19 protein-coding genes and 1 other annotated feature are annotated in these 23,513 nt (G+C 58.0%); of the genes, 12 read left to right on the top strand and 7 right to left on the bottom strand.

Translation table 11 applies throughout. The features are described 5' to 3' along the window. Positions 1-33: 33 nt before the first annotated feature. Both acrR and mscK read left to right on the top strand, forming a co-directional pair. A complete protein-coding gene (acrR, locus tag ACOTXT_RS06295; protein ID WP_008499291.1) occupies positions 34-687 on the top strand; it encodes a multidrug efflux transporter transcriptional repressor AcrR in 654 nt (217 codons plus the stop codon). Between the two features lie 113 nt (positions 688-800). Continuing rightward, a complete protein-coding gene (gene mscK, locus ACOTXT_RS06290) occupies positions 801-4,148 on the top strand; it encodes a mechanosensitive channel MscK (protein ID WP_023293140.1) in 3,348 nt (1,115 codons plus the stop codon). Here mscK and rsmS read toward each other — a convergent pair. Together rsmS and priC are read right to left on the bottom strand one after the other, a co-directional pair. Continuing rightward, positions 4,145-4,327: a pleiotropic regulatory protein RsmS gene (gene rsmS / locus ACOTXT_RS06285; protein ID WP_008499294.1), complete on the bottom strand. Its 183-nt coding sequence runs from the start codon at positions 4,325-4,327 to the stop codon at positions 4,145-4,147. The two genes, mscK and rsmS, sit on opposite strands and share 4 nt — an antisense overlap. A gap of 14 nt (positions 4,328-4,341) precedes the next feature. Continuing rightward, entirely contained in the window at positions 4,342-4,869 is a 528-nt protein-coding gene (gene priC / locus ACOTXT_RS06280) for a primosomal replication protein N'' (protein WP_023293139.1), read from the bottom strand. Positions 4,870-4,919: 50 nt separating this feature from the next. Here priC and ACOTXT_RS06275 point away from each other — a divergent pair, with 50 nt between their 5' ends. From ACOTXT_RS06275 to ACOTXT_RS06235, 9 genes are all read left to right on the top strand, one after another. Beyond that, a complete protein-coding gene (locus tag ACOTXT_RS06275) occupies positions 4,920-5,297 on the top strand; it encodes a DUF454 family protein (RefSeq protein ID WP_059362733.1) in 378 nt (125 codons plus the stop codon). A gap of 151 nt (positions 5,298-5,448) precedes the next feature. Next, positions 5,449-6,000 carry an adenine phosphoribosyltransferase gene (apt, locus tag ACOTXT_RS06270; RefSeq protein ID WP_000127359.1) on the top strand — a complete coding sequence of 184 codons (552 nt, stop codon included), beginning with the start codon at positions 5,449-5,451 and terminating at the stop codon, positions 5,998-6,000. A gap of 88 nt (positions 6,001-6,088) precedes the next feature. After that, positions 6,089-8,017, top strand: coding sequence for a DNA polymerase III subunit gamma/tau (gene dnaX / locus ACOTXT_RS06265; RefSeq protein ID WP_248275053.1), 1,929 nt, complete (start codon positions 6,089-6,091; stop codon positions 8,015-8,017). Further along, positions 7,347-7,411: a sequence feature (DnaX frameshifting element), on the top strand. It overlaps the preceding gene by 65 nt. 54 nt (positions 8,018-8,071) lie before the next feature. After that, positions 8,072-8,404, top strand: a complete 333-nt coding sequence (locus ACOTXT_RS06260; RefSeq protein WP_003858972.1) for a YbaB/EbfC family nucleoid-associated protein — start codon at positions 8,072-8,074, stop codon at positions 8,402-8,404. Continuing rightward, positions 8,404-9,009, top strand: coding sequence for a recombination mediator RecR (gene recR, locus ACOTXT_RS06255; protein WP_008499298.1), 606 nt, complete (start codon positions 8,404-8,406; stop codon positions 9,007-9,009). The genes ACOTXT_RS06260 and recR overlap by 1 nt, the downstream gene beginning before the upstream one ends. A gap of 110 nt (positions 9,010-9,119) precedes the next feature. Continuing rightward, a complete protein-coding gene (htpG, locus tag ACOTXT_RS06250) occupies positions 9,120-10,994 on the top strand; it encodes a molecular chaperone HtpG (RefSeq protein WP_021241627.1) in 1,875 nt (624 codons plus the stop codon). Positions 10,995-11,189: 195 nt separating this feature from the next. Further along, entirely contained in the window at positions 11,190-11,834 is a 645-nt protein-coding gene (gene adk, locus ACOTXT_RS06245; protein WP_006809841.1) for an adenylate kinase, read from the top strand. A gap of 124 nt (positions 11,835-11,958) precedes the next feature. Then, positions 11,959-12,921: a ferrochelatase gene (gene hemH, locus ACOTXT_RS06240; protein WP_008499301.1), complete on the top strand. Its 963-nt coding sequence runs from the start codon at positions 11,959-11,961 to the stop codon at positions 12,919-12,921. Positions 12,922-12,983: 62 nt separating this feature from the next. After that, the gene (locus ACOTXT_RS06235) at positions 12,984-14,288 is read left to right on the top strand and encodes an inosine/guanosine kinase (RefSeq protein ID WP_008499302.1); all 1,305 of its coding nucleotides are present in this window, start codon (positions 12,984-12,986) and stop codon (positions 14,286-14,288) included. A 93-nt stretch (positions 14,289-14,381) separates the two neighbouring features. On the opposite strand, the gene ybaL is transcribed toward ACOTXT_RS06235, so the two are convergent. Together ybaL and ACOTXT_RS06225 are read right to left on the bottom strand one after the other, a co-directional pair. Further along, positions 14,382-16,058 carry a YbaL family putative K(+) efflux transporter gene (ybaL, locus tag ACOTXT_RS06230; protein ID WP_008499303.1) on the bottom strand — a complete coding sequence of 559 codons (1,677 nt, stop codon included), beginning with the start codon at positions 16,056-16,058 and terminating at the stop codon, positions 14,382-14,384. 232 nt (positions 16,059-16,290) lie between these two features. Then, positions 16,291-17,499, bottom strand: a complete 1,209-nt coding sequence (locus tag ACOTXT_RS06225; RefSeq protein WP_032656581.1) for an MFS transporter — start codon at positions 17,497-17,499, stop codon at positions 16,291-16,293. Positions 17,500-17,668: 169 nt separating this feature from the next. Between ACOTXT_RS06225 and ushA the strand changes: the two genes are divergently transcribed. Beyond that, positions 17,669-19,321 carry a bifunctional UDP-sugar hydrolase/5'-nucleotidase UshA gene (gene ushA, locus ACOTXT_RS06220; RefSeq protein WP_021241624.1) on the top strand — a complete coding sequence of 551 codons (1,653 nt, stop codon included), beginning with the start codon at positions 17,669-17,671 and terminating at the stop codon, positions 19,319-19,321. Between the two features lie 90 nt (positions 19,322-19,411). Here ushA and ybaK read toward each other — a convergent pair whose 3' ends face one another. The 3 genes from ybaK to copA all read right to left on the bottom strand — a co-directional run bounded on the left by ybaK (position 19,412) and on the right by copA (position 23,433). Beyond that, on the bottom strand, positions 19,412-19,891 hold the full coding sequence (gene ybaK, locus ACOTXT_RS06215; RefSeq protein ID WP_023343509.1) for a Cys-tRNA(Pro)/Cys-tRNA(Cys) deacylase YbaK: 480 nt from the start codon (positions 19,889-19,891) through the stop codon (positions 19,412-19,414). 198 nt (positions 19,892-20,089) lie between these two features. Further along, positions 20,090-20,884, bottom strand: a complete 795-nt coding sequence (locus ACOTXT_RS06210) for a TraB/GumN family protein (protein WP_333165380.1) — start codon at positions 20,882-20,884, stop codon at positions 20,090-20,092. Positions 20,885-20,934: 50 nt separating this feature from the next. Continuing rightward, entirely contained in the window at positions 20,935-23,433 is a 2,499-nt protein-coding gene (gene copA, locus ACOTXT_RS06205; RefSeq protein ID WP_333165377.1) for a copper-exporting P-type ATPase CopA, read from the bottom strand. Positions 23,434-23,513: the final 80 nt, after the last annotated feature.

The following is a 23,513-nucleotide window of genomic DNA, read 5'->3' as shown; positions in this document are numbered from 1 at the left end:
ATGTAAATCTGACTCCTGTAAATTCACTCACCTATGGCACGAAAAACTAAACAACAAGCGCTGGAAACCCGACAACATATTCTGGATGTGGCGATACGTTTGTTCTCGCAGCAAGGTGTTTCAGCAACCTCGCTGGCGCAAATTGCTCAGGCCGCCGGTGTGACGCGAGGAGCGATTTACTGGCATTTTAAAAACAAGTCAGATCTGTTCAGTGAAATCTGGGAGCTTTCAGAGTCCAGCATTAGCGATCTCGAGAGTGAGTATCGGGCAAAATTCCCAGACGATCCACTCTCAGTATTGAGAGAAATATTAGTATATATCCTTGAAGCAACGGTAGTTGAAGAACGTCGCAGATTAATGATGGAGATTATTTTTCATAAATGCGAGTTCGTGGGCGAGATGGCGGTCGTGCAGCAGGCGCAACGAAGCCTCAGTCTGGAAAGCTATGACCGTATTGAGCACAACCTGAACCTCTGTATGGAGGCAAAACTGCTACCGGCCAATCTGTTGACCCGTCGGGCGGCGATTCTGATGCGCAGCTACATTTCTGGTCTGATGGAAAACTGGCTTTTTGCACCGCAATCGTTTGATCTTAAAGCGGAAGCCCGCAGCTACGTGGCGATTTTACTGGAAATGCTACAGCTCAGCCCGACGCTGCGCAGCGACGCGCCTTCGCTAACGGCCTGACCCCTTTCCAGGATTTATCTCAGAGGCTTACGTTCGCGCTATTCTGCATCTGACGAGCGTGATATTCTTCACGCCGGACTATTTTCGGTCATCTTCTGACATCATTCACAACTATGCTGCCCATCAATCGCTCGCAACATCCTGTTTTTGCATTGCTCTTTGCGATGCTGTTTTTCTTCGCCACGGCGCCGCTGACCTGGGCCCGCGCCGATAACAGCAACGATATTCCCACGCGTGCTGACGTTCAGTCGCAGCTCGACACGCTGAACAAACAAAAAGAACTCTCTCCTCAGGAAAAACTGACGCAGCAGGACCTGACGGAAACGCTGGAAACGCTGGATAAAATTGAACGCGTTAAGGCTGAAACCGCCCAGCTTCGTCAGAAGGTGGCGCAGGCCCCTGAAAACATGCGCAAAGCGACGGAGTCGCTGAATGCCCTGAGTGACGTTGATAACGACAACGAAACGCGCAAAACGCTCGCCACGCTCTCCTTACGCCAGCTGGAATCGCGCGTCGCCCAGTTGCTCGACGATCTGCAAACCGCGCAGTCCGATCTCGCGACCTACAACAGCCAGCTTGTCTCCCTGCAAACCCAGCCCGAGCGCGTGCAAAATGCGATGTATACCGCGTCTCAGCAGCTGCAGCAGATCCGCAACCGCCTGAACGGCACGACGGTGGGCGAAGGCACGCTGCGCCCGACGCAGCAAACCCTGCTGCTGGTTCAGCAGTCGTTGCTCAATGCGCAGATCGAACAGCAGCGTAAAAGCCTGGAAGGGAATACGGTGCTGCAGGACACTCTGCAGAAACAGCGTGATTACGTCACCGCGAACATTAATCGTCTGGAGCATCAGCTTCAGTTATTGCAGGAGGCGGTTAACAGCAAACGCCTGACCCTGACGGAAAAAACCGCCCAGGAGGCCGTATCCCCTGACGAAACCGCCCGTATTCAGGCCAACCCGCTGGTAAAACAGGAGCTTGAGGCTAACCATCAGCTCAGTCAGCGCCTGATACTGGCGACGGAAAACGGCAACTCGCTGGTTCAGCAAAATATCAAGGTGAAGAACTGGCTGGATCGCGCCCTGCAGGCGGAACGCAACATCAAAGAGCAGATCGCGGTCCTGAAGGGCAGCCTCCTGCTGTCGCGTATTCTCTACCAGCAGCAGCAGACGCTTCCGTCCGCCGACGAGCTGGAGGACATGACCAACCGCATTGCGGATTTACGTCTGGAGCAGTTTGACGTCAACCAGCAGCGCGATGCCCTTTTTCAGAGCGATACCTTTGTCGCCAAAATTGAAGAGGGGCATTCCAGCGACGTGAACCCGGAAGTGCATGACGCGCTGCTCCAGGTCGTGGATATGCGTCGCGAGCTGCTGGACCAGCTCAATAAACAGCTGGGTAACCAGCTGATGATGGCCATTAACCTGCAAATCAACCAGCAGCAGCTGGTGAGCGTCTCGAAAAGTCTGCAGGAGATCCTGACCCAGCAGATTTTCTGGGTAAACAGCAACAAGCCGATGGACTGGGACTGGGTTAAATCCTTCCCTGAGACGCTGAAAACGCAGATTAAGAGCATGAAGATCACCGTAAACTGGGAGAAAGCCTGGCCTGCGGTAATGATTGCTTTTCTGGCCGGTTTGCCGCTGCTGCTGATTGCCGGTCTCATCCGCTGGCGTCTGGGCTGGCTGAAAAAATACCAGGCGAAGCTGGCCTCCGAAGTAGGGCAGCTGCGCAACGATAGCCAGCTCCATACGCCAAAAGCGATTCTGATTGACCTTATTCGCGCCCTGCCGGTGTGCCTGATTATTCTGGCTGTGGGTCTGATTCTGCTCACTATGCAGCTCAACGTCAGCGATCTGCTGTGGGCGTTCAGTAAAAAACTGGCGCTGTTCTGGCTGGTGTTTGGCCTGTGCTGGAAGGTACTGGAAAAAGACGGCGTGGCGGTGCGTCATTTCAACATGCCAGCGCAGCTGACCAGCCACTGGCGTCGTCAGATCGTGCGCATCAGCCTGGCGCTGCTGCCGCTGCACTTCTGGTCGGTTGTCTCTGAGCTTTCCCCGCTGCATCTGATGGATGACGTGCTGGGCCAGCTGGTCATCCTGCTGAACCTGCTGCTGATTGCGATCCTGATGTGGCCGATGTGTCGCGACAGCTGGCGTGATAAAGAGTCCCACAATATTCGTCTGGCCACCGTGACGGTGCTGGCGATCATTCCGCTGGCGCTGATGGTGCTGACGGCAACGGGCTACTTCTATACCACGCTGCGCCTGTCCGGGCGCTGGATTGAAACGGTCTATCTGGTGATCGTCTGGAACCTGCTCTATCAGACCGTACTGCGCGGCCTGAGCGTGGCGGCGCGCCGCATTGCCTATCGCCGCGCCATCGCGCGTCGTCAGCATCAGGTGAAAGAGGGGGCCGAAGGCGCTGAGCCGCAGGAAGAGCCGACCATCGCGCTGGAGCAGGTTAACCAGCAGACGCTGCGCATCACCATGCTGGTGATGATCGCCCTGTTTGCGGTGATGTTCTGGGCGATCTGGTCCGATCTTATTACCGTTTTCGCCTATCTCGACAGTATTACCCTCTGGCAATACAACGGAACCGAAGCCGGCGCGGCGGTCATGAAAAGCGTGACCATGGGCAGCCTGCTGTTTGCGCTGGTGTCGTCGGTGGTGGCCTGGGCGCTGATCCGCAACCTGCCAGGCCTGCTCGAAGTGCTGCTCCTGTCACGTCTGAATCTTCGCCAGGGGGCGTCCTACGCCATTACCACGATCCTCAACTACGTCATCATCATTGTCGGAGCGATGACGGTCTTTGGCTCGCTTGGCGTCTCGTGGGATAAACTGCAGTGGCTGGCGGCGGCCCTCTCGGTCGGTCTTGGTTTTGGCCTGCAGGAGATCTTCGGTAACTTTGTGTCCGGCCTGATCATCCTGTTCGAACGTCCGGTACGTATCGGCGATACCGTCACCATCGGCACGTTCTCGGGAACGGTCAGCAAGATCCGCATTCGTGCCACCACCATCACCGACTTCGATCGCAAAGAGGTGATCATCCCAAACAAAGCGTTCGTGACCGAGCGTCTGATCAACTGGTCGCTTTCCGATACGGTGACGCGCGTGGTGATCCGCCTGGGCGTGGCCTATGGATCGGATCTGGATAAGGTGAAAGAGGTGCTGCTGAAGGCGGCGTCTGAGCATCCGAAAGTGATGCACGATCCGGCCCCGGCGGTCTTCTTCACCACCTTTGGGCCGAGTACGCTTGATCACGAGCTGCGTTTATACGTGCGTGAACTGCGTGACCGCAGCTACACGGTGGATGAGCTTAACCGCTCTATCGATCGTCTGTGCCGTGAAAACGATATTAATATCGCCTTCAACCAGCTTGAGGTTCACCTGCGTAACGAGAAAGGTGATGAGCATACGGAAGTGAAGCGCGACATTAAGGGCGACGACCCGACTCCGGCTTAATCTATTTTCCCTCTCCCCTCTGGGGAGAGGGCAGGGTGAGGGGGAAGTTTCCCCTCAAAATCCCGCCGCACAATCTCCAGCGCCTTAAGCACCGTCTCGGCGGGGATCTCATGATTCTCCAGCAGCATAATCAAATCGACGGCCAGCTTGACCTCATCGGGTGCATTTTCCAGTGACATGGGTGTGGCTCCTGTTAACGGGTCAAACGTTCTATGACGCGTTCAATGTCATCCAGCGCCTGACGGCAGCGGACGATGCGTCCTTCCAGCGCGCTAATCTCGCGCATCAATAGCTGCTGCTCTTCCAGCGTTTCGCTGTTGTTCAGACGCACCTCGCGTTCACGCTTCATCTCAAACAGCCGGCGCTCAAACTCCTGGTTCTCGAGCCGCTTGCGCTGCCATTTGCCGAGCCCCGGCGAGGCGCTGTCCCAGGCGCGCAGCGGCCAGGCGGCGATTTCGCGATGCAGTGCGGTGATCTGCTCGGTGAGATGCTCTGCAAGCCACGCCACCTGTTCCTGTTGTTCATTCTCAACCGCATGGCGAAGCTCGTCGAGGTTCGTCTGCGCTTCAGCCAGGTAATCCTGAATGACGGTGCTGCGGGTACGAAAAAGCTGCCGGTCAAAGCGCGGCTTCAGCGTGGCGTGCCCCATCAGCGGCGTGGCCTGCGCCCGCAGAGCGATCAGCTGATTTTGCAGCCTCTCAAGAAGCAGTGCTGTTTTCAAGGCGCTCTCCAGTGGTAAAGTAGCCGTTCAGTTTGATAACGATTCGCATTATGCAGCGTACTATTTTAATCATCATTGGCTGGCTTGCGGTAGTGCTGGGCACGCTGGGTGTAGTATTACCCCTGCTGCCGACCACGCCGTTTATCCTGCTGGCGGCCTGGTGCTTCGCCCGCTCGTCGCCGCGTTTTCACCACTGGCTGCTCTACCGCTCGTGGTTCGGCGGCTACCTGCGGTACTGGCAAAAACACCGTGCCATGCCGCCTGGTGCGAAGCCGCGCGCGATCGCGGTGATCCTCATTACCTTCGCCATTTCATTATGGCTGGTGAAAATGATGTGGGTGCGGATCCTGCTGCTGATCATTCTCTCCTGCCTGCTTATCTTTATGTGGCGGATCCCCGTGGTTGATGAAAAGCAACAAAAGCACTGAAGCCTCATCATGGCTGTTGCAATTATCACGCGCAGCCAGTAAATTCGACCGTTTTCGAGCACAGGTGCGCCTGGTCAAAGGTTAAACAATTGTTGCCTTGGCCGACTCGTTGCGCGCTGTGAGTAACACTGTTTCATTTAGGCACAAACCGATGACCGCAACTGCACAGCAGCTTGAATATCTGAAAAACAGCATCAAAAGCATCCAGGACTACCCAAAGCCTGGCATTCTTTTCCGTGATGTCACCAGCTTGCTGGAAGACCCGAAAGCGTACGCACTCAGCATTGAACTGCTGGTCGAGCGTTACAAAAACGCCGGGATCACCAAAGTAGTAGGTACCGAAGCCCGTGGCTTCCTGTTTGGCGCACCGGTTGCGCTGGCAATGGGCGTGGGTTTTGTGCCGGTGCGTAAGCCGCGCAAACTGCCGCGTGAAACCATCGCAGAAAGCTACGAGCTGGAGTACGGCACCGATCAGCTGGAGATCCACGTTGACGCGATCAAGCCTGGCGACAAAGTGCTGGTGGTCGACGATCTGCTGGCGACCGGCGGCACCATTGAAGCGACCGTGAAGCTGATCCGCCGTCTGGGTGGGGAAGTGACCGACGCGGCCTTCATCATCAACCTGTTCGATCTCGGCGGTGAACAGCGCCTGGAAAAACAGGGTATTACCAGCTACAGCCTGGTACCTTTCCCGGGTCACTAATCCCGGTTTTCACAACCTCGCTCAATGGGTGAGGTTGTGATAGCATTCCCCTCCATAAATTCACCTTCCAGCGTTGCAGAGCCTGCCCATGAGTTATCAGGTGTTAGCCCGTAAATGGCGACCACAAACCTTTGCTGACGTTGTCGGTCAGGAACATGTGCTGACGGCCCTGGCGAACGGCTTGTCGCTAGGTCGCATCCATCACGCCTATCTTTTTTCCGGCACCCGCGGCGTCGGTAAGACCTCTATTGCCCGTTTGCTGGCAAAAGGTCTCAACTGCGAAACCGGGATCACCGCCACGCCGTGCGGCGTGTGTGATAACTGCCGGGAGATCGAACAGGGGCGTTTTGTCGATCTGATCGAGATCGACGCCGCTTCGCGCACCAAAGTGGAAGATACCCGCGACCTGCTGGACAACGTCCAGTACGCCCCGGCGCGCGGCCGCTTCAAGGTCTACCTGATCGATGAAGTGCACATGCTCTCGCGCCACAGCTTCAACGCCCTGCTGAAGACGCTGGAAGAGCCGCCCGCGCACGTGAAGTTCCTGCTGGCGACCACCGATCCGCAAAAGCTGCCGGTCACGATTTTATCGCGCTGCCTGCAGTTCCACCTGAAGGCGCTGGACGTTGAGCAGATCCGCGCGCAGCTCGAGCACATTCTCGATGAAGAGAACATTGTCCACGAACCGCGCGCCCTGCAGCTGCTGGCCCGCGCGGCGGACGGCAGCCTGCGCGATGCGTTAAGCCTCACCGACCAGGCGATTGCCAGCGGTGACGGCAAGCTCTCGACTGACGCGGTCAGCACCATGCTCGGCACGCTGGATGACGATCAGGCGCTGTCGCTTATCGAAGCGATGATTGCCGCTAACGGCGAACGCGTGATGTCGCTGGTGAACGCGGTCGCAGCCCGCGGTATTGAGTGGGAAGGGCTGCTGGTTGAGATGCTCAGCCTGCTGCACCGGGTGGCAATGCTGCAGCTTTCTCCCTCCGCCATTGGTGCGGATATGGCCGCCATTGAACAGCGGATGCGTGAGCTTGCCCGCACCGTGCCGCCTGCCGACGTGCAGCTTTATTACCAGACGCTGCTGATTGGTCGCAAAGAGCTACCGTTTGCGCCGGATCCGCGGATGGGCGTTGAAATGACGCTGCTGCGCGCGCTGGCGTTCCACCCGCGCATGCCGCTGCCGGAGCCGGACGTGCCCCGACAGTCTTTCGCCCCGGTTGCGCCGACGGCGGTGATGTCACCGCAGCAGGTGCCGCCGCAGCCGACGCCGCCACCGCAGCAGAACGTACCGCTGTCGGATGCCACCAGTTCGGTGCTTGCCGCGCGCAGCCAGCTGCAGCGTGCGCAGGGAGTAACCAAACCAAAAAAGAGTGAACCGGCAGCGCCAGGAAGAGCGCGGCCGGTGAATAACGCCGCGCTTGAACGACTGGCCTCGGTAACGGAGCGCGTACAGTCGCGTCCGGCACCGTCCGCGCTCGAGCAGAAAGCCCCGGTGAAAGAAGAGGCTTACCGCTGGAAGGCAACCACTATCACCGAAACGGTGAAGGAAGAGGTTGCCACGCCGAAAGCGCTGAAAAAGGCGCTGGAGCATGAAAAAACGCCGGAGCTGGCTGCGAAGCTTGCCGAAGAGTCCATTGCGCGCGACGCCTGGGCCGCCGAGGTCAGTAAGCTCCAGCTGCCGAAGCTGGTGGAGCAGGTCGCGCTGAACGCCTGGAAAGAGCAGGACGGCAATCAGGTGCGTCTGCACCTGCGTCCGGGCCAGCGGCACCTGAATTCCCCTGGCGCGCAAAAGGCGCTGGCCGAGGCGCTCGCCACATTACAGGGTGCACCGGTTGAATTGACTATCATTGAAGATGATAATCCGGCAGTGAAAACGCCGCTCGAGTGGCGCCAGGCCATTTATGAAGAGAAGCTCGCGCAGGCGCGCGAGGCGATTATTGCGGATAACAACATTCAGACCCTGCGCCGGTTCTTCGACGCCGATCTGGATGAAGAGAGTATTCGCCCCATTTGATCGTGAGTCTGACTTACGGTTGTAATCCTTAAACGTGAAAGAAGAGAGAAGCCTATGTTTGGTGGAAAAGGCGGTCTGGGTGGCCTGATGAAGCAGGCTCAGCAGATGCAGGAAAAAATGCAGAAGATGCAGGAAGAGATCGCTCAGCTGGAAGTCACGGGTGAGTCCGGTGCCGGTCTGGTCAAGGTGACCATCAACGGTGCGCACAACTGCCGTCGCGTGGAAATCGACCCGAGCCTGCTCGAAGACGACAAAGAGATGCTGGAAGATCTGGTTGCAGCCGCGTTTAACGATGCCGCTCGCCGTATCGACGAAACCCAGAAAGAGAAAATGGCCTCCGTTTCCAGCGGCATGCAGCTGCCGCCTGGCTTCAAGATGCCATTCTGATGCAAACCAGTCCGCTGCTCACGCAGTTAATGGAAGCACTGCGCTGCCTGCCGGGCGTTGGCCCGAAGTCGGCGCAGCGCATGGCGTTTACGCTATTGCAGCGCGACCGCAGCGGCGGGATGCGCCTGGCGCAGGCTCTGACCCGCGCCATGTCAGAAATTGGTCACTGTGCGGATTGCCGCACCTTTACCGAGCAGGACGTGTGTAACATCTGTACGAACCCGCGTCGTCAGGAAAACGGTCAGATTTGCGTGGTCGAGAGTCCGGCGGACATCTACGCCATCGAACAAACCGGGCAGTTTTCCGGGCGCTACTTCGTGCTGATGGGGCATCTCTCCCCGCTGGACGGCATCGGCCCGGACGATATCGGTCTTGACCGCCTTGAACAGCGTCTCGAGTCTGAAACCATCAAAGAGGTGATCCTCGCCACCAACCCCACGGTGGAAGGGGAGGCAACCGCCAACTACATCGCCGAACTGTGCTCGCAGTATGGCGTTGACGCCAGCCGCATCGCCCACGGCGTGCCGGTCGGCGGCGAGCTGGAGATGGTCGACGGCACCACGCTGTCGCACTCTCTGGCCGGACGTCACAAGATTATTTTCTGACCAAACGGAGGCTGCGCGAGCCGCCTCCGCTTGAAAATTTCCCCCCGTATCCCCATCTCTCCCTCAACGTTTTAAAACCCCATTAAATGGCATTGTTGAGGTCGACATAGATGAAAGGACAAGAAACCCGTGGTTTCCAGTCAGAAGTAAAACAGCTTCTGCACCTGATGATCCATTCCCTGTATTCCAACAAAGAAATTTTCCTGCGTGAGCTGATTTCCAACGCCTCGGATGCGGCGGACAAGCTGCGCTTCCGCGCGCTGTCTAACCCGGATCTGTACGAAGGCGACGGCGAGCTGCGCGTGCGCGTCTCGTTTAATAAAGAGAACCGCACCCTGACCATCGCCGATAACGGCATCGGGATGAACCGCGACGAGGTGATCGACCACCTCGGGACCATCGCGAAATCCGGCACCAAGGCGTTCCTGGAGTCCATGGGCTCTGACCAGGCGAAAGACAGCCAGCTGATCGGCCAGTTCGGCGTCGGTTTCTACTCGGCGTTCATCGTGGCGGATAAAGTCACCGTGCGCACCCGTGCGGCAGGCGACAGCGCCGAGAATGGCGTGCTGTGGGAATCCAAAGGGGAAGGCGAATACACCGTTGATGACATCACCAAAGCGGACCGCGGCACCGAAATCACCCTGCACCTGCGTGAAGGGGAAGATGATTTCCTGAACGACTGGCGCGTGCGCTCCATCATCAGCAAGTACTCCGATCACATCGCGCTGCCGGTAGAGATTGAAAAACAGGAAGAGAAAGACGGTGAAACCGTGGTTTCCTGGGAGAAAATCAACAAGGCGCAGGCGCTGTGGACGCGCAACAAGTCTGAGATTAAAGACGACGAGTACAACGAATTCTACAAGCACATCGCCCACGACTTTACCGACCCGCTGACCTGGAGCCACAACCGTGTGGAAGGTAAGCAGGAGTACACCAGCCTGCTGTACATCCCGGCGCAGGCGCCGTGGGACATGTGGAACCGCGATCACAAGCATGGCCTGAAGCTGTACGTGCAGCGCGTGTTCATCATGGACGACGCCGAGCAGTTCATGCCGAACTATCTGCGCTTTGTGCGCGGCCTGATCGATTCCAACGATCTGCCGCTGAACGTCTCCCGCGAAATTCTGCAGGACAGCACCGTCACCCGTAACCTGCGCAACGCCCTGACCAAGCGTGCGCTGCAGATGCTGGAAAAACTGGCGAAAGACGATGCGGAAAAATACCAGACCTTCTGGAAACAGTTCGGTCTGGTGCTGAAAGAAGGCCCGGCTGAAGACATGGCGAACGTTGAAACCATCGCCAAACTGCTGCGCTTTGCTTCTACGCACACCGACTCCTCCGCGCAGACCGTGTCGCTGGAAGAGTACATCTCCCGCATGAAAGAAGGGCAGGAGAAGATCTACTACATCACCGCCGACAGCTACGCCGCGGCGAAGAGCAGCCCGCACCTGGAGCTGCTGCGTAAGAAAGGCATCGAAGTGCTGCTGCTTTCCGACCGCATCGACGAGTGGATGATGAACTACCTGACCGAGTTCGACGGTAAGGCGTTCCAGTCCGTTGCCAAAGCCGATGAGTCCATCGACAAGCTGGCAGATGAAGTGGATGAAAATGCGAAAGAAGCCGAGAAGGCGCTGGAGCCGTTCATTGAGCGCGTGAAAACCCTGCTGGGCGACCGCGTGAAAGAGGTGCGCTTCACGCATCGTCTGACCGACACTCCGGCCATTGTCACCACCGATGCCGACGAAATGAGCACCCAGATGGCGAAGCTGTTCGCCGCGGCGGGCCAGGCGGTACCGGAAGTGAAATATATCTTTGAGCTTAATCCGGATCACCCGCTGGTGAAACGCGCGGCGGACACCCAGGACGACGCCCGCTTTGCCGAGTGGGTTGAACTGCTGCTGGATCAGTCCCTGCTGGCCGAGCGCGGCACGCTGGAAGATCCTAACCTCTTCATTAAACGTGTGAATGCGCTGCTGCTGGCGTAACTGACCACGCCTCTCCTGGTCTTCTCCCTCTCCCCGAGGGAGAGGGCCAGGGTGAGGGCACCAGACCGCACTATCCCAAATTATCTCCCCCCATTAACCGTTTCAGCCTTCCTGCCTTCCTTGAGCGATGCCCGTTCTGGTGGTATTGTTTAGCGCTTTTGAAAAATTGAAACGACTTTTGAGGGGATTTTCGCAATGCGTATTATTCTGCTTGGCGCTCCGGGCGCGGGTAAAGGAACTCAGGCTCAGTTCATCATGGAGAAATACGGTATTCCGCAAATCTCCACCGGTGATATGCTGCGCGCCGCTGTTAAATCTGGCTCCGAGCTGGGTAAACAGGCGAAAGACATCATGGACGCAGGCAAGCTGGTGACCGACGAGCTGGTAATTGCTCTGGTCAAAGAGCGCATTGCTCAGGAAGACTGCCGTAACGGTTTCCTGCTGGACGGCTTCCCACGTACCATTCCTCAGGCTGACGCCATGAAGGAAGCGGGCATCAACGTGGACTACGTTCTGGAGTTCGACGTACCGGACGAGCTGATCGTTGACCGTATCGTTGGCCGTCGCGTACACGCTGCCTCTGGCCGCGTTTACCACATCAAATTCAACCCACCTAAGGTTGAAGGCAAAGACGACGTGACCGGCGAAGAGCTGACCACCCGTAAAGACGATCAGGAAGAGACCGTGCGTAAGCGCCTGGTGGAATACCATCAGATGACTGCGCCGCTGATCGGCTACTACACCAAAGAAGCGCAGGCGGGTAACACCAAATACGCCAAAGTTGACGGCACCAAAGCCGTGGCTGACGTGCGTGCTGAGCTGGAAAAAATCCTCGGCTAATCGCATCTCTCTCACCCGGGCCACCGGGTGAGAAAAATTCTCATCTTACCTATTACAGCAATGGGTTTCGTTTAAACGCATTTCCGCTACAATTGACAACCATTCAAATGGTTAAGAGGCGTGAATGAGTCAGGCGAAAACCGGCATCCTGCTTGCCAATCTGGGCACTCCAGAAGCACCTACATCAGACGCGGTAAAACGCTACCTGCGACAATTTTTAAGCGACACGCGCGTCGTGGATTTTCCGCGACTGCTGTGGTGGCCGCTGCTGCGTGGCGTCATTCTGCCGATCCGTTCTCCGCGCGTCGCCAAACTCTATCAGTCCGTGTGGATGGAAGAGGGCTCGCCGCTGATGGTCTACAGCCGTCGTCAGGAGAAGGCGCTGGCCGCCCGCCTGCCGGATATGCCCGTCGCGCTCGGCATGAGCTACGGCAAACCGTCACTGGAAAGCGCGGTGGACTCGCTGCTGGCGCAGGGCGTGGACCATATCGTGGTGCTGGCGCTCTACCCGCAGTACTCCTGCTCGACGGTGGCTGCCGTCTGGGACGAGCTGGCGCGCATTCTGGCGACCCGCCGCCGCATTCCGGGCGTGACCTTTATTCGCGACTACGCGGATAACGAGCTGTACATCAAGGCGCTCGCCAACAGCGCGCGCGCGTCGTTTGAAAAACACGGCGAGCCGGATCTGCTGCTGCTCTCCTATCACGGCATCCCGCAGCGTTTCGCCAATGAAGGGGATGATTACCCGCAGCGCTGCCGCGATACCACCCGCGAGCTGGTTTCCGCCCTCGGCCTGCCGCCGGAGAAGGTGATGATGACTTTCCAGTCGCGCTTCGGCCGCGAGCCGTGGCTGACGCCGTATACCGATGAAACCCTCAAAATGCTGGGTGAGAAGGGCGTGAAGCACATTCAGGTGATGTCGCCGGGCTTCTCGGCAGACTGTCTGGAGACGCTGGAGGAGATCGCGGTGCAAAACCGGGAATTTTTCCTGGAGGCTGGCGGCGAAAAGTACGAGTACATTCCGGCGCTTAACGACTCCCCTGAGCATATCGACATGATGGTCTCGCTGGTAACGAACGGTCGCTGATCGCACTCCGGGCCGGGTTTGTGCTACCATTCCCGGCCCATATTCTTCGTACAGTTCAGACCATGAAATTTCCCGGTAAACGCAAATCCAAACACTACTTCCCCGTGGATGCCCGCGATCCGCTCCTGCAGCAAATCCAGCCAGAAAATGAAACCAGCGCGGCGTGGGTCGTCGGTATCGACCAGACGCTGGTGGACATTGAAGCGAAAGTGGATGATGCGTTTGTCGCCCGTTACGGTCTGAGCGCCGGTCACTCGCTGGTGATTGAAGATGACGTTGCCGAAGCGCTGTACCAGGAGCTGGTGCGCGAAAACCTGATTACCCATCAGTTCGCCGGCGGCACCATCGGCAACACCATGCACAACTACTCCGTGCTGGCGGACGACCGCTCTGTCCTGCTCGGCGTGATGTGCAGCAACATTGAAATCGGTGGCTACGCCTATCGCTACCTGTGCAATACCTCCAGCCGAACCGATTTGAACTACCTGCAGGGCGTCGACGGCCCGATTGGCCGCTGCTTTACGCTGATCGGCGAATCCGGCGAGCGGACCTTTGCCATCAGCCCGGGCCACATGAACAAGCTGCGCGCGGACAGCATTCCCGAAGAGGTGATCGCGGGCGCCTCGGCGCTGGTGCTGACCTCCTACCTGGTGCGCTGCAAGCCGGGCGAGCCGATGCCAGACGCGACCATGAAGGCGATTGAGTACGCGAAGAAGTACGATGTGCCGGTGGTGTTAACGCTGGGCACCAAATTCGTGATTGCCGATAACCCGGAATGGTGGCAGGCGTTCCTGAAAGAGCACGTCTCGATTCTGGCGATGAACGAAGAGGAGGCCGAAGCGCTGACCGGTGAAAGCGATCCGCTGCTGGCGTCTGACAAAGCGCTGGACTGGGTGGATCTGGTGCTCTGCACCGCGGGTCCGGTTGGGCTGTATATGGCTGGCTTCACCGAAGAAGAGAGCAAACGCAAAACCCAGCACCCGCTGCTGCCCGGCGCGATTGCCGAGTTCAACCAGTACGAGTTCAGCCGCGGCATGCGTTTTAAAGACTGTGTTAATCCGCTGCGTATCTACTCGCACATCGCCCCGTATATGGGCGGGCCGGAGAAGATCATGAATACCAACGGCGCGGGCGACGGCGCGCTGGCCGCGCTGCTGCACGACATCACCGCTAACGCCTACCACAAAACCAACGTGCCAAATTCCAGCAAGCACAAGTTCAGCTGGCTGACCTATTCGTCGCTGGCGCAGGTATGCAAGTACGCCAACCGCGTAAGCTATCAGGTGCTGAACCAGCACTCCCCGCGCTTAACGCGTGGCCTGCCGGAACGGGAAGACAGCCTCGAAGAGGCGTATTGGGACAGGTAAAAGCAAAACGGCAACCTGTGGTTGCCGTTTTTAGTGTTTGTTCCCTCTCCCTGTGGGAGAGGGCCAGGGTGAGGGCATCATGACGCACCAAACTTACCCCGTCACCGCCTCTTCAACCGGCGGTTTTTCCAGCAGCGTCAGCATCGTATTCGCAATCTCGCGCTCGCCCATCACCACCTTATCCGCACCGCGCTCGGTAATGTAATCTACCTCGTCGTCGTAGTGCGCCCGGGCGATAATCTCAATGTTTGGACACTTCGCGCGCGCGGAGGCGACAATCTCACCCGCCTCATAGCCGTTGGGAATGGTCAGCAGCAGCCAGCGGGCGCAGTCCAGATGCGCCAGCTCCATGATCTCTTCGTTCGCCGCATTGCCCAGCACCGCACGAATACCGCGCTCGCGCAGCTCGTCAACGCGGGTGCGTGACGTTTCAATTACCACCAGCGGAATGCCCTGCGCCATCAGCTTCTCGCCAAGCAGGCTGCCGACGCGGCCAAAGCCGACCAGCAGGGCGTGATTGCAAATATCGACCGGGATCTGCTTCTCTTCTTCGATGGCCTCTTCCAGCGTCTGCTCTTCAAGGGTTTCCGTTTTATCGAGATATTTTTCCAGCAGCGCGAACAGCACCGGGTTGAGCATAATGGAGAGGATCGCCCCCGCCAGCACCAGATTCTGTCCGGCCTGCGGCAGCAGGTTCAGGGCCATGCCCAGACCGGCCAGAATAAAGGCAAACTCACCGATCTGCGCCAGGCTGGCGGCAATGGTCAGCGCCGTCCGCGGAGAGTGGCCGAACATCCTCACCAGGAAGAAGGCGGCAAGCGACTTACCAAAGATAATGATCGCCAGCGTGCCCAGCACGGCCAGCGGCTGCTGGATCAGTATAAGCGGGTCAAACAGCATCCCGACGGAGACGAAGAACAGCACGGCAAAGGCGTCGCGCAGCGGCAGGGTGTCGTGTGCGGCGCGGTGGCTCAGCTCGGATTCGTTCAGCACCATCCCGGCAAAGAACGCGCCCAGCGCGAAGGAGACATCAAACAGCTCAACGGCGCCAAAGGCGATACCGAGCGCCAGCGCCAGCACGGAGAGGGTAAACAGCTCGCGGGATCCGGTCGCCGCACTGCGGGACATGATCCACGGCACCAGACGGCGACCCACCAGCATCATGATGGCGATAAACGCCACCACCTTCCCGATGGTGATGCTCATATCCAGCGCCAGCGAGGCGAAGCCGATATTGTCTTTTTCCATCATGCCGGCGACGGCGGGCAGCAGCACCAGCGTCAGGACCATCACCAGATCTTCCACAATCAGCCAGCCTATCGCGATCTGCCCGCGCTGGCTGTCTATCAGCTGTCTCTCCTCAAGCGCGCGCAGCAGCACCACGGTACTGGCGGTTGAGAGACACAGCCCAAATACGATGCCGGTCATCAGCGACCAGCCCAGCACGGCCGAAAGCGCCATCCCAAGCAGCGTCGCCACCCCTATCTGGGCGATCGCTCCCGGTATGGCAATCGACTTTACCGCCATCAAATCCTTCAGGGAGAAGTGCAGGCCGACGCCGAACATCAGCAGAATCACGCCCAATTCCGCCAGCTCAGGGGCCAGTTTGGTATCCGCAACAAAACCTGGCGTAAACGGTCCCGCCAGCACACCTGCCAGCAGATAGCCGACAAGAGGAGAAATACGCAGCTTATTGGCAATCATGCCGAGAATAAAAGCGAGCACAAGTCCACCAACAATGGTGGTGATAAGCGGTGTGGCGTGGTGCATTCCGTCTCCTTTCGTGGTGAGTGTTCCATTTTTGGCGTGAATACCAAAAAACCAGGTAATAGTTTATGACAATTTTTACCCTTGTGTTTATGAATAATTGTTGAAGTTTGAATAAAACAGCAATATGCACGTAAAAAAGCGCATTTTGATAAATTCAGCGCGGGGATGAAGAGGAAACCCTTATGGTATAAGGGTATCAGGTAGCTAAAGCATAAGTTTAGCTACCCGTAATTCACGCTTTATGGCGGTTATCAGGCAGGAATATGGTCAACATGCCAAGAAGTGGCAGGAAAGCGCAGATTTTATAAACCAGGAAGATGCTGGTGTGATCCGCAACCATCCCTAACACCGCTGCACCCAGCCCGCCCATGCCGAAGGCGAAACCGAAAAACAGTCCGGAAACCATACCGATACGTCCGGGCAGCAGCTCCTGGGCATAAACCAGAATGGCGGAAAACGCGGAGGCGAGAATAAAACCAATAATCACGGTCAAAATCCCCGTCCATTCAAGGCTGGCGTACGGCAAAATGAGGGTAAAAGGCGCTACGCCGAGGATAGAGCCCCAAATGACATATTTACGGCCAATCTTATCGCCCACCGGCCCGCCAATTACCGTCCCTGCGGCCACCGCGAACAGGAAGGCAAACAGGTGGATCTGCGCGTTTTGTACCGATAATCCGAATTTTTGCATCAGATAAAAGGTGTAATAGCTGCTGATACTCGCCATATAGAAGTATTTCGAGAAAATCAGCACCAGCAGGACGGCAACCGCGAGGATAACCTTATTGCGCGGCAGGGGATTGATAACCTTCGCTTTAGGTTTTCCTTTATTCACCCGATGCTGAGCGGCATACCAGCGGCTGATCTGCGCCAGCACGATAATCGCCAGCAGCGCGGCCAGCACAAACCACGCCACGTTGCCTTTACCGTAAGGGGCAATAATAACCGCGGCCAGCAGCGGGCCGAGAGAGCTACCAAAGTTACCGCCCACCTGGAAAAGTGACTGCGCCAGGCCATGACGACCGCCGGAGGCCATACGCGCCACGCGGGACGATTCCGGATGGAACACCGATGAACCGGTTCCCACCAGCGCCGCGGCAATCAGCACGGCTTCAAAACTCCCCGCCATGGCCAGCAGCACCAGCCCGCTTAGGGTGAAGCACATGCCGATTGGCAGCGACCACGGCATAGGATATTTGTCCGTCCAGTAGCCCACCACCGGCTGCAGCAGCGAGGAAGCCAGCTGGAAGGTCAGGGTGATCATCCCAATCTGCACAAAGGTTAACGAAAATTCGGACTGCAGCAGCGGGTAAATTGCCAGAATCAACGACTGGATCATATCGTTGAGCAGGTGCGAGAGACTGATTGCGCCTAAGACTTTAAAGGAGGTGCGCGACGTCGGCGCACCCGGAACGGGCTGAGTTGATTCACTGATTGCCATAGAGAGAATTACCACGTCTTGAGTTATTAGCGATGCAGGGTGTAATTATTATCCGACTAACATACCCGCCCGGGACATTTGAAGAAAGTCGCAATTCTGAAAACTTATTTGTCTATTCTTATTAGTCACTGTAATTTCTGCCTTTGTCTATTGGTCAGGGAGAGAGAAGATGAAGTTAATGAAGCGGGGCGTCGCGCTGGCGCTCATCGCGGCGTGGGGGCTGGTAAGCCTGCCCGTGCAGGCGTATGAAAAAGACAAAACCTATAAAATCACCATTCTGCATACCAACGACCACCACGGCCATTTCTGGCGCAGTGAATACGGCGAATATGGCCTGTCGGCACAAAAAACGCTGGTGGATGGAATACGTAAAGAGGTGGCGGCCCAGGGTGGCAGCGTGCTGTTGCTCTCAGGCGGCGATATCAATACCGGCGTGCCGGAATCCGACCTGCAGGACGCCGAGCCCGATTTCCGCGGCATGAACCTGATTGGCTACGACGCGATGGCCGTCGGTAACCATGAGTTTGATAATCCGCTGAGCGTGCTGCGTCAGCAGGAGAAGTGGGCCAAATTCCCGTTCCTCTCTGCCAACATTTACCAGAAAAGCACCGGCGAACGCCTGTTCAAGCCGTGGGCGCTGTTTAAGCGTCAGGATCTGAAGATCGCGGTCATCGGCCTAACCACCGACGACACGGCGAAAATTGGCAACCCAGAGTTCTTCACCGATATCGAATTCCGCAAACCGGCAGACGAAGCGAAGCTGGTGATTCAGGAGCTGCAGCAAAACGAAAAGCCGGACGTGATTATCGCCACCACCCACATGGGGCACTACGACAACGGTGAGCACGGCTCCAATGCGCCGGGCGACGTGGAGATGGCGCGCAGCCTGCCGGCGGGCTCGCTGGCGATGATTGTGGGTGGTCACTCACAGGATCCGGTCTGCATGGCATCCGAGAATAAAAAGCAGGTGGACTACGTGCCGGGCACGCCGTGTGCGCCAGATCGTCAGAACGGTATCTGGATTGTGCAGGCGCACGAGTGGGGGAAATACGTAGGCCGGGCGGACTTCGAGTTCCGTAACGGCGAGATGAAGCTGGTGCACTATCAGCTCATTCCGGTCAACCTGAAGAAGAAGGTCACCTACCCGGACGGGAAAAGCGAGCGCGTACTTTACACCCCAGAGATTCCAGAAAACCAGCAGATGCTCTCCCTGCTGACGCCGTTCCAGAACAAAGGCAAGGCGCAGCTGGATGTGAAAATCGGCACGCTGAACGGTCGTCTGGAGGGGGACCGCAGCAAAGTTCGCTTCGTGCAGACCAACATGGGCCACCTGGTGCTGGCGGCGCAAATGGCGCGCACCGGGGCTGATTTTGGCGTGATGAGCGGCGGTGGCATTCGTGATTCCATCGAAGGTGGAAACATCACCTATAAAGACGTTCTGAAGGTGCAGCCGTTCGGTAACGTGGTGGTTTATGCCGACATGAGCGGGAAAGAGGTTGTTGAGTACCTGACCGCCGTGGCGCAGATGAAGCCGGATTCCGGAGCCTATCCGCAGTTTGCCAACGTGAGCTTCGTAGCGAAAGACGGCAAGCTTAACGACCTGAAGATCAAAGGCGAACCGGTTGACCCGGCGAAAACCTACCGTCTGGCGACGTTAAGCTTTAACGCTACCGGCGGCGACGGCTATCCGCATATTGATAATAAACCGGGCTACGTGAACACCGGCTTTATCGATGCAGAAGTGCTGAAGCAGTATATCGAGCAGAATTCGCCGATTGACGTGAATGCGTATGAGCCGAAAGGCGAGGTGAGCTGGCAGTAGTGCGGTTGTGTTGCCGGGTGGCGGCTTCGCCTTACCCGGCCTACATTCGAATCGTAGGCCCGGTAAGCGCAGCGCCACCGGGCAATTTTCTCAATCCCGTCGCGCAATATCCGCAAACTTCGCGTCCAGCATTTTCGCCAGATCGCCCGCCGCCAGCTCAATGTCCAGCCCGCGTTTGCCACCAGATATAAAGATGGTGTCAAATTCCTGTGAAGGGGCATCGATCAGCGTCGGCAGGCGTTTTTTCTGTCCGAGCGGACTGATCCCGCCCACCAGGTAGCCCGTGGTGCGCTGCGCCACCATCGGATCCGCCATATCCACCTTCTTCGCCCCCAGCGCTTTAGCGACCTTCTTCAGATCCAGCTGTCCCGCCACGGGAGTCACCGCCACGGCGAGATGCTTCATATCGCCATTCACCGCCACCAGCAGCGTTTTATAGACCTGGTCCGCGTTCAGCCCCAGCTTGCGCACCACTTCATCACCAAAGTTGGTTTCATTCGGATCGTGATCGTAGGTGTGGATCCGGAAAGAAATGTTGTTTTTTTCAAGTAATTTAACGGCGGGAGTCATAGCTATCCTTCTTACGACAGACAATTCATGCAGCCAGCATACGCCTGACGTTTGTCTAAAAAATAGCACCATCTTGCGCAATAGTGTTGGCAGTGATGGTCACTTTGAGCGACAATCGGCTCAGCCGAAGGTCACTTCGGTATAATAAAAACGATGAAATTCCTCTTTGACGGGCCAATAGAGATATTGGCCATTTTTTTATTTCAGCAACGACGGCAAATTCCCTTCGCCGTATAAATGTAACGCCCCAACCGCCACCACGTATTCCCCCGCAGGCAGAGCATGCAGCGTCTCTCGCCAGGCTTTGTTACGCGCATTCATCAGCACATCATACAGCGATTCACTGAACGTTGACGGTAACGCCAGCCTGCCGTCCGCGGGCGGTGCATCCAGCCACCAGCCAATCATGGTCTGCAGCAGGCGTGCGTTGGTGTGCCAGTGGGTGAGGGTATCATCCAGCAGCATCAGACCGTCGTCGGGAAGCTCTCGCAGGAGCGCAATCTGGCTGTCCGTACCTTCCAGTTCGATGATCGGCATACGGCGCGCCCGCGCCACGTTCAGCAGCTGGTAATCAATGCCGTAATCACCCCGCAGCCCCAGACGCTGGGCCTGCGTGGCCTGTAATACCATTGCGATTTGCCACAGCGGCAGAGTGTCAATCATGGAGAGCGATACGCCGGTTTCCTCGGCGACGCGCGTCAGTTCCGCGAGCTGGGCCTCATTCAGACGTTCCGCCAGCGGGAGATCGCTTTCAAGCCCGGCAAACGGTGACTCATGGCCCGAGATGTCCGCCTCGACGACCAGCGCGTCGGCGCGCTTCAGGCGCTTTATCAGACCGGGCGGCAGAGGTGACATACCCTGCGTGCCCATATGGATACTGCCGACCAGGTGCAGGTGTTGCCCGCCGGGAAGCGAGATATCCAGACCGGGCCAGGCGTAACGGCGAGGGAAAAGGGCGCGAAACGATATTTTTATACGATGAAACAGACCCATACGCGCTCCATAAACGGAAAGGTTCATGCTAGCGCGTACGGGTACAAGGTTCAATCCTTCGGTTTAAACCGCAACAGCCGGTTGGCGTTGCTGACCACGGTGATGGAGGAGAGCGCCATCGCCGCGCCCGCGACCACCGGGTTCAGCAGCGTACCGGTCAGCGGCCACAAAATACCGGCCGCGATTGGGATCCCGAGGGTGTTATAGACGAACGCCCCCAGCAGGTTCTGCTTCATGTTGCGCAGCGTGGCTTTCGAAATGGCCAGCGCATCGGCCACGCCCATCAGGCTGTGGCGCATCAGCGTAATGGCGGCGGTTTCGATGGCCACGTCGCTGCCGCCGCCCATCGCGATCCCCACATTCGCCTGGGCCAGCGCCGGGGCATCGTTGATGCCGTCGCCGACCATTGCCACCTGACGGCCCTGACGTTGCAGTTTTTTAATGGCGTCCGCTTTGCCGTCCGGCAGTACGCCCGCAATCACCTCATCAATACCGGCTTCTTTCGCGATGGCGTTGGCGGTGGTCGGGTTATCGCCGGTCAGCATCACCAGACGGTAGCCCGCACGGTGCAGGCGCTGTAAGGCATCCACGCTGTCCTGGCGAAGCGGATCGCGCACGGCCAGCAGCGCGGCGGCTTTGCCGTCCACCGCCAGCAGAACCGGGGTAGCGCCCTGAGACGCCTGCGCCTTCAGCTCGTTTTCCAGCGCGGCGGTATCAATACCGTTTTCATTGAGCAACGCCTGGTTGCCCAGCAGTAGCGCATGGCCTTCTGCCTCACCGCTCACGCCGAGCCCGCGCAGGGTGCGGAAGTTGCTCACCTGCGGCAGGGCAGACGCATTGGCTTTATCGAGAATAGCGCGCGCCAGCGGATGGCTTGAGCCTTGCTCCAGCGCGGCGGCGAGACGCAGCGCCTCCTCTTCGGCAATGCCTGCGGTCGTGACGGCGACCACCTGCGGTTTACCTTCCGTCAGCGTGCCGGTCTTATCAAACACCAGCGTGTCGAGCGTGCTGGCCCGCTGCAGCGCGTCCGCGTCCCGTACCAGTACGCCAAATTCGGCCGCGCGCCCTACGCCGGAGATAATCGACATCGGCGTCGCCAGGCCAAGGGCGCAAGGACAGGCGATGATCAGCACCGTGGTAGCGATCACAAGGGTGTAAACAATCTGCGGCGCGGGGCCGAAGAAGTACCAGATCGCCGCGCTCAGCAGGGCAATGCCGACCACCACCGGCACAAAAATGGCCGAGATTTTGTCAGCAAGCTGGCCAATCTCCGGCTTGCTGCTCTGCGCCTGGCGCACCATGCGGATAATACGCGACAGCGTGGTGTGGCTGCCGACGGCGCTGGCGGTGAACAGCACGCTGCCGTCCTGCACCACTGTACCGGCATGCACGGCGTCGCCGTCGGATTTCTGCTGGGGAATAGGCTCCCCGGTCAGCATCGCTTCATCCAGCCAGGCTTCACCCTGGGTTATCTTGCCGTCAACGGGAACGCGGTCGCCGGTGGTCAGACGGAGCGTCATGCCGGGCTGAACCTCGGCCAATGGAACGCTCTTTTCCCCCTCGTCCGTGACCACGCGGGCCGTCGGCGGGGTTAAATCAAGCAATCTTTCCAGCGCTTTCGAGGAACGCTGACGGGCGCGGGCTTCCAGCATATGGCCTAAGTTGATCAGGCCGATAATCATTGCGCTCGCTTCATAATAGAGATGCCGCGCTTCCATCGGGAACCACTGGGGCCAGACGTTCACGCTCATGGAATAGAGCCACGCCGCGCCGGTCCCGAGGGCGACCAGGGTATCCATCGTCGCGGTGCGGTTTTTCAGGCTCTTCCAGGCGCTGGTATAGAAATGCCCGCCTGCAAACACCATCACCGCAAGGGTAATCAGACCAATCACCAGCCACAGCGTGCGGTTGTCGTCGGTGACCATCATGTTGTCACCCATCATGCCCCACACCATCACCGGAATACCCACCAGCAGGGCAACGATGGCCTGCCAGCGGAAGCGCTTCATGGTGGCGATAGCCGTTTCCTGCTGGCGCTCGCGGCGTTCGGCATCATCTTCGATGGCCTCCGCGCCGTAGCCCGCTTTCTCAACGGCCTGCACTAACTCTGCGGCGGAGGCGCTGCCCATTACCAGCGCAGTACGCTCCGCAAGATTCACCCGTGCCTGCGCGACGCCCGGGACCGCCTGCAGGGCGTTTTGTACCCGGGAGACGCAGCTGGCGCAGCTCATGCCGTTGATCAGCAGCTGTTGGCTGTCATCAATATCATCCGCTGCCGGAAGCTCAGGAGTGGCCGCTGTCAGTGCTTCCGACGGGGATGATGACTCTGCCAGCGGTTTAGCCTTTGGGTGGCTTAACTCCGCCCCGTAACCGGCCTGTTTAATGGTATCAATCAGCGCGTCCGCGCTGGCGCTGCCGGTCACGGCGGCATGGTCGATAGTCACTTCAGCGCTTTCAACGTCAGGACGCTGTTCCAGGCTTTCTTTAACGCGTTTGACGCAGTGGCCGCAGGAGAGGCCGTCCAGCGTCAGGTCGATAGTGTGAGACATAACAAAACTCCCGTATAATATATTGGTCAGTTGTTGACCGGAGTAACGCTTTTCGCTAACTGTTATGAAGGTTAAACCTT

This window comes from Enterobacter cloacae complex sp. IR5422 (assembly GCF_049238165.1).
In the GTDB taxonomy this organism is placed as follows: domain Bacteria; phylum Pseudomonadota; class Gammaproteobacteria; order Enterobacterales; family Enterobacteriaceae; genus Enterobacter; species Enterobacter roggenkampii.
The sequence above is the reverse complement of the archived record's forward strand: the minus strand, read 5'-3'. Positions and strand labels throughout refer to the sequence as shown.

Coding starts and splice junctions, on each gene's coding strand:
- acrR (WP_008499291.1), top strand. CDS start 34: ATGGCACGAAAAACTAAACAACAAGCGCTGGAAACCCGACAACATATT.
- mscK (WP_023293140.1), top strand. CDS start 801: ATGCTGCCCATCAATCGCTCGCAACATCCTGTTTTTGCATTGCTCTTT.
- rsmS (WP_008499294.1), bottom strand. CDS start 4,327: ATGTCACTGGAAAATGCACCCGATGAGGTCAAGCTGGCCGTCGATTTG.
- ACOTXT_RS06275 (WP_059362733.1), top strand. CDS start 4,920: ATGCAGCGTACTATTTTAATCATCATTGGCTGGCTTGCGGTAGTGCTG.
- apt (WP_000127359.1), top strand. CDS start 5,449: ATGACCGCAACTGCACAGCAGCTTGAATATCTGAAAAACAGCATCAAA.
- dnaX (WP_248275053.1), top strand. CDS start 6,089: ATGAGTTATCAGGTGTTAGCCCGTAAATGGCGACCACAAACCTTTGCT.
- ACOTXT_RS06260 (WP_003858972.1), top strand. CDS start 8,072: ATGTTTGGTGGAAAAGGCGGTCTGGGTGGCCTGATGAAGCAGGCTCAG.
- recR (WP_008499298.1), top strand. CDS start 8,404: ATGCAAACCAGTCCGCTGCTCACGCAGTTAATGGAAGCACTGCGCTGC.
- htpG (WP_021241627.1), top strand. CDS start 9,120: ATGAAAGGACAAGAAACCCGTGGTTTCCAGTCAGAAGTAAAACAGCTT.
- adk (WP_006809841.1), top strand. CDS start 11,190: ATGCGTATTATTCTGCTTGGCGCTCCGGGCGCGGGTAAAGGAACTCAG.
- hemH (WP_008499301.1), top strand. CDS start 11,959: ATGAGTCAGGCGAAAACCGGCATCCTGCTTGCCAATCTGGGCACTCCA.
- ACOTXT_RS06235 (WP_008499302.1), top strand. CDS start 12,984: ATGAAATTTCCCGGTAAACGCAAATCCAAACACTACTTCCCCGTGGAT.
- ybaL (WP_008499303.1), bottom strand. CDS start 16,058: ATGCACCACGCCACACCGCTTATCACCACCATTGTTGGTGGACTTGTG.
- ACOTXT_RS06225 (WP_032656581.1), bottom strand. CDS start 17,499: ATGGCAATCAGTGAATCAACTCAGCCCGTTCCGGGTGCGCCGACGTCG.
- ushA (WP_021241624.1), top strand. CDS start 17,669: ATGAAGTTAATGAAGCGGGGCGTCGCGCTGGCGCTCATCGCGGCGTGG.
- ybaK (WP_023343509.1), bottom strand. CDS start 19,891: ATGACTCCCGCCGTTAAATTACTTGAAAAAAACAACATTTCTTTCCGG.
- ACOTXT_RS06210 (WP_333165380.1), bottom strand. CDS start 20,884: ATGGGTCTGTTTCATCGTATAAAAATATCGTTTCGCGCCCTTTTCCCT.
- copA (WP_333165377.1), bottom strand. CDS start 23,433: ATGTCTCACACTATCGACCTGACGCTGGACGGCCTCTCCTGCGGCCAC.